Genomic DNA, 6,033 nt, shown 5'->3' with positions numbered 1-6,033 from the left:
GTAGTTTTTAATTCACACACAACTTTTGAGATTGATCCCCTATATCACCCAAACCATACAAACAGGCGTACTCCTAAACACAGAAAGAAAAAGTAATCTTGACAAAGAATTAGTCAATGTGAATCTTTTAAGCAATACACTCTTTATACAAAACAAAAAAACACCTCTATAAGGTGTTTTTTATGCTGTTAACGATTAATTAAAGAATACACAGCTGTATCCATAAACCTACCATTGAAATATTCGTTCTCTGTAAAATGAGCCTCTTTGACAAACCCACACTTCTCAAGCACGCGCATAGAGGCAACATTCTCTACCTGAATAATAGCCTCTAAAGAGTGAAATCCCAATTGCTTGAAACCATATTCGATCAAGCAACGAACTGCTTCTGGGACATATCCTTTACCGTGATACGAAGGGTGTAACATATAGCCAATCTCCGTTCGATAATGATTGAGCTTCATGCGATAAAAACCGATTGTTCCTATCATTTTTGAACTGCCTTTTTCAGTTATTGCCCAATTAATACACTCTTTATCTTCCATGCGCTTTGCTAAGGACTCAATATAAGTCACTGCCTCGTCTTGTTGCTGCGCTAAGGCAACAGGTATGTATTTCATCACATCTGCATTGGAACGCATTTCAAACATTTCTACTGCATCGTTTAGGTCAACACAACGCAACGTCAAACGCTCTGTTTCCAAAATAGGAAAGGGAACAATATTTATATCTAACATCTTTTATCTTCTTTTAAGTATCAAAGTAAAAATAAGAATTATTAGGTTTGATAAAGGATAAAATCAATTTCAATTGCACAATTCCTACCACTATGGAGAAAACGCATGAAGAAGATGAAAACTTACCCCTTAATACACAATTACTTACAACAATCAGTAATTAGCACAACCAATGCCCTCATTACCTAAACTTGCTGTCTAGAAAGCACCTTATCTTTGTAAAGAACCGTTACAAAAGGGCAACTCCTTTTTTAGCAAAAGTATTAAACACTAAAATTATTGACCATGAAAAAGATTGTTTCGGCATTAGCTATAGCTGTACTATTTAGCTTTAGTTTATCAGCTCAAGATGTAAAGTCTAACACCAAAGAACAAAAGCAAATCTGTACACATGTGTGCACCCAAGATTGCAATCAAGATTGTGAACACATCAAAAATCACTACAATAGACATCTCAATTGTGACGAGAACTGCAAAGCAACATACGATTGTGCAGCATTCTCAAGAGAATACAAACAGAATCACAAGAAACATTGCAATGAACAACAGCATAATCACAGAAGATGCAGTGATCAGAGAAACGCCTAATTTAGTTACATACGAATACAATTATTAAAGCTTCTTAGTTTTCTACTAAGGAGCTTTTTTACGCTTAAAACGTAAATCTAAAAGCATCCTACAGCTGTTTTTAGCCCATTTAAGAGCTTATCTAATATTTTACTGCATTACCTCTTTATAGAAATTAGATCGTTTGTGTCAAGGCTAATTTAATCAATGGATTAGCTTTGATTATATGCGTTATAGCACAATACAGCTTGACAGATTTATTATCAGAATATCCACTCCATTTTACTGCTCCTTATACAACTTCTTAATCGGCCTTTCTCTCACTTTTCTTGGGGTATTCTTGCACCTTTCTTCGAGAAAACAGCACTTTTAGCTAAGAAACCCCCAGCAAACCCCTAACATACCCCAAGAAAGTGCAAGAAAAATAGCACTGATTTAAAAAACAACACGCTGAAAAGTTGATGATAGCAGGAAAAAAAATTCGGTGAGAAGTTGTATAATAATAACACAAGAAAAAGTCTAACATAAATACAGCTCATTACTCTTACCAATAGACATAAGACAAAGTGCAACTCTTCTTTTTTGTAAGGCCGTCCCAATTTGCCTACAGAGTCAGGATATAGCATTTAGAGCCAACAGCAAAACAACCGATTCCAATCGAAATATTGAATCATAGCATGTAGCTAATTACGCCTACTTAATAAAGTGAGTATTCCTCGTTATAAAACAGACAGAAGTAAAGAGGTTCCCTTTTCTTGCCTAAAAAGAAAATCGATAACATTCGCTATCTTATTGAAGAAAAAAGAAGTACGAACTCCCTCCACAAATTCAACAACTAAGCTTGGCAGAATATCTTGAAACTGATTCTTACTATCTATTGGGTACAATAAACTTTTACAATATGAAGATTTCCAATACTTGAGTATTGATAGGCGATCGCAATAATTTTTGCCCACTGTGCGACAATGTATATGGACTTCAAGACAATCTTTTCGCTTTTGAACCTGATTTAGATTAAAAACTTCCTTTAGCAAATCTATTTATGCACTACCTTTGCCCTATGGATAAAGCACGAATACTAAAGAATTTGGATATATCTGCTCTGAATACAATGCAAGAGCAAACGTATCTTACTGCACAGAAAAATCAAAATATCGTTTTACTTTCACCGACAGGTTCTGGAAAGACATTAGCTTTCTTATTTTCTATTTTGGATCGCTTGAATGCCAATGCAAAAGGCGTACAAGCAGTTATCTTAGTACCTACAAGAGAACTGGCATTGCAAATAGAAACTGTCTTCAAAAAAATGGGAACAGGCTTTAAAATTAATGCCTGTTATGGAGGTCATTCAACACGTGTAGAAATGAATAACTTTAGTACTCCACCTGCTGTTCTTGTCGGAACTCCTGGGAGAATTGCTTTTCACATCAAGGAGAGTTCATTTGAAACAGATAGCGTAAAGAGCTATGTAATAGACGAATTTGACAAGGCTTTAGAATTGGGGTTCCAAGAGGATATGGACTTTATCATTAACTCCTTTGCCCATACGTCTTTTAGAATGCTTACTTCTGCTACAAAACTCGACAAAATTCCTGTTTTCACAGGTATACAAAAGCCTGCTGTAATTGAATTTTTAAGTACTGAAGAAGTTAAACCTGACTTGACATTCAGCAAGGTAATTGCTCCAGCAGAAGAAAAACTGGAAACTACAATTAAACTATTGGCCAAAATTGGCAGAGATACTACGCTGATTTTCTGTAATCACAGAGATGCTGTAGATCGAATTAGCGAGACCTTAACCAATAAAGGTGTTAGCAATAGCGCATTTCACGGTGGTATGACACAAGAGGATAGAGAACGCGCTATCCTAAAGTTTCGAAACAAAAGCTGTCATATTTTGATCTCTACGGACTTGGCTTCACGTGGATTAGATATTCCCGAAATTGGCCATGTCATCCACTATCAAATACCTGACAAAGAGGAAACCTTTACACATCGAAACGGGCGTACTGCGCGAATGAAAAACAAGGGAAAGGTGTATATCATCACAACCAAAGAAGAAGAAATAGACTTCATAGACCCCAATTTGCCAATCGAAGTACTGAAGGGAAATCACAAGATAGATAATCGCACAGACTTTTTGACTGTTTATATCAGTGCTGGAAAGAAAGACAAAGTAAATAAAGTGGATATCGTTGGTTTCTTTATCAAAACCGGAGGTTTACAGAAAGAAGATATTGGGCTCATTGAAGTAAAAGATACACAATCGTTTGTGGCTATCAATGCCGTCAAAGTCAAAGCGATTTTAAAAAAACTCGAACAAGCAAAAATTAAGAATAAAAAAGTTAAAATTGCTATTGCCAAGAGTTAATCAAATTGAGTATTGCAAGAACAACATATAGAAATATCGCATCAACCAAATCTGTGGTAGATGCGATATCTTTTTTAATAATCTCTATAAGTATCAAACCATAAATTAGCTTGTTCATCTGTGACGATCCTTTTAGAAGCTTTGGCTAATAAAGCAACAGCCTCTCCTATATCTTCTCGTTCAATGGTTTCAATATCTTCAAGGGTGTTGAAGAATTGAATAATGTCTTGAAATAGAATTTCAACTTGATTTTCTGTCTGTGCCTTCGCTACCTTCTTTAAAGTTTCCTTGTACTTTTTCGTAGCTACTTTCTCATTCTTTCCCTCCCACCCCTTAAAAGGCAGGGAATATTCGGTTAAGAACCAATTTTGCTTTTTGAGTTTACTCACATTTGAATAACTCATTTCCCTTTTGACTAGTAACTCTTTCAACTCCTTCTGTAATTGTTTACCTCCTTGTTCTTCAACAATCCATCCAATAAAGCTGGTCAATCCACTCCAAGTATGCAAAGAGGGAAAACCTTGCAAATTAGGAGCATTTCGAATGCCAATGGAATTCAAATGCTTTAGATCACTTAGCACCTCAAGGTTTATCAAATTTCCACTTAGATTTAATACTTCTACATTCGGAAACTGAAGAAGACTCTGACAATCAAAAGGTTTTCCAATGGCTGAATTTTCAATATCAATAATCTGCAGCTTTTCAAAAAGTGAATGAGTAGGCAGACAGTGAATCGCATTTACAGTTGAATCACTGTGCAAGCTATAGGTCAGCCTTTGAAGTGCGCATATCCCTGTAAAAATAAAGGCTTCTAAATCACCTGATAAACACAGTTCTCTAACCTTAGTTCCCAATTGCAAGTGAACTTTATTCCCAAAAGAGTGAATGTGCAATCGAGAAATATTGCATTCACTAGCGTCTAATACAACATCTTCATAGGGTCTCCAAGAGAACATTTCAATTCGCCTATCAATAGACCACTGGGCAAAAGAACAATCATTACCTGAATAGTAAAAAAACCTTGGCCAAGCGTAGGTGCTCTCAAATTGACTTTCTTGAAAAACAGGCCAATTAACTTTAGCTCCAGCATCTACTACGGCATCAAATTTCCCTTGGGAGATACCTTTGGTTCCTATAGAAAAACTACCTTGCCCGTTGGGGATCTTTATCTTGTGACTATCTACTCCTGTCAAAGAGATTAAAAAAGGCTTGCCATTATTCATACACTTCTTGGGTTAAAAACATTAAAGTTCAAAGATAATATTATGTCGGTCTTAAAGACTCAACAATAGTAATAATTCAAAAAGGTAAACGGGTATAGAACCAATGGCTTGAGCACAAAAAAAGCTCAGTAAGAATTTACTGAGCTTTATATATTATACATACTCCCAACGAGTACCGAGTACGTTTACAATTAAATCTCGGTATCCCCATGGTACTAATCTCGCGGCGATAGAGGATAAACTATCTTGCTCTTTTCGGTGAGATCTTGAAGCACCAGTCATATTCGGTTTTAAGTTGACGTCAAAAATGAAGTACTTCCCTTCTTTATTAGCGCGACAATCAATGCGTATCGGCGCGTGACCATTAATAATACTTGCCGCTTTCTCACACTGTTTTAAAATATCTACAACTTCCTGCGAAGATTGTAAACTTGCTTGTAAGACTTCACTATTCTCAGTAACAGCAACCACACCATTATAGGGCATCACATTGTTTATGTGATTAAAACGCCTTAAAGCAGGAAAACACCAATAAGTTTTTTGTATGCGTATTTCACCTTGTACTACATAAGTCCCAGGAGGTAATACTGTAATAGTGATTTCCTCACCAGGTAGAAAGTCTTCTGTGTAAATAGTATCGCCAAATCGACCAGAATTAATTAGCTCCTCAGCTGTCTCTACAAACTGTTTTTGATTCTCCACAACCCTTACCCCCTCACTTCCTCTACCTCTTATTGGTTTTAGGACGTTTGGATATGTCGCTATTTTCGATAACTCTTTGTGATTGTCAAGACTTATCATCTTAGATTCCAACACAGGCAAACCTTTGCTTCTTAGCAAATTATTAGTATACACTTTATTGTCAAATAGATCAACTGCTTCGGTTGATTGCCCTACTATTTTTAGCCCCTTGTCTTTATACTTCTCTATCGGATGCCCTTTATACAAAACAGTATTCAGCCAAATTATCTTGGCTCCTTTTGCGATTGCCTTATCAATCCCTTCTTCTGTATCGGGAAACACCCAATCTAAATCATTTGTATCTTTTGGATTGTCAACTGGAGTGACTACCTCTATACCTGATAACTTCAGTGAGAATGTAGGCTTCCCTTTTTTAGGACACCTCTAAATTCGA

At 36.2% G+C, this 6,033-nt stretch carries 5 protein-coding genes; 2 read left to right on the top strand and 3 right to left on the bottom strand.

The window, feature by feature from the left end; genetic code table 11:
• Positions 1-188: 188 nt before the first annotated feature.
• A complete protein-coding gene (locus tag GJV76_RS15020) occupies positions 189-737 on the bottom strand; it encodes a GNAT family N-acetyltransferase (protein ID WP_155093403.1) in 549 nt (182 codons plus the stop codon).
• A gap of 285 nt (positions 738-1,022) precedes the next feature.
• Here GJV76_RS15020 and GJV76_RS15015 point away from each other — a divergent pair, with 285 nt between their 5' ends.
• Complete coding sequence (locus GJV76_RS15015) at positions 1,023-1,325, top strand: hypothetical protein (RefSeq protein ID WP_155093402.1); 303 nt, start codon at positions 1,023-1,025, stop codon at positions 1,323-1,325.
• Between the two features lie 1,039 nt (positions 1,326-2,364).
• Positions 2,365-3,675, top strand: coding sequence for a DEAD/DEAH box helicase (locus tag GJV76_RS15010; RefSeq protein ID WP_155093401.1), 1,311 nt, complete (start codon positions 2,365-2,367; stop codon positions 3,673-3,675).
• A gap of 74 nt (positions 3,676-3,749) precedes the next feature.
• Here GJV76_RS15010 and GJV76_RS15005 read toward each other — a convergent pair whose 3' ends face one another.
• Positions 3,750-4,898 (bottom strand): leucine-rich repeat domain-containing protein, encoded by a 1,149-nt coding sequence (locus GJV76_RS15005; RefSeq protein WP_155093400.1) that lies wholly within the window; start codon positions 4,896-4,898, stop codon positions 3,750-3,752.
• Positions 4,899-5,051: 153 nt separating this feature from the next.
• Positions 5,052-5,921, bottom strand: coding sequence for an ATP-grasp domain-containing protein (locus GJV76_RS15000; RefSeq protein WP_196216243.1), 870 nt, complete (start codon positions 5,919-5,921; stop codon positions 5,052-5,054).
• Positions 5,922-6,033: the final 112 nt, after the last annotated feature.

Origin of the sequence: Myroides albus (assembly GCF_009711045.1) — a bacterium.
In the GTDB taxonomy this organism is placed as follows: domain Bacteria; phylum Bacteroidota; class Bacteroidia; order Flavobacteriales; family Flavobacteriaceae; genus Flavobacterium; species Flavobacterium album_A.
Note: the sequence above shows the minus strand (reverse complement) of the source record. Positions and strands in the feature narration are given on the sequence as shown.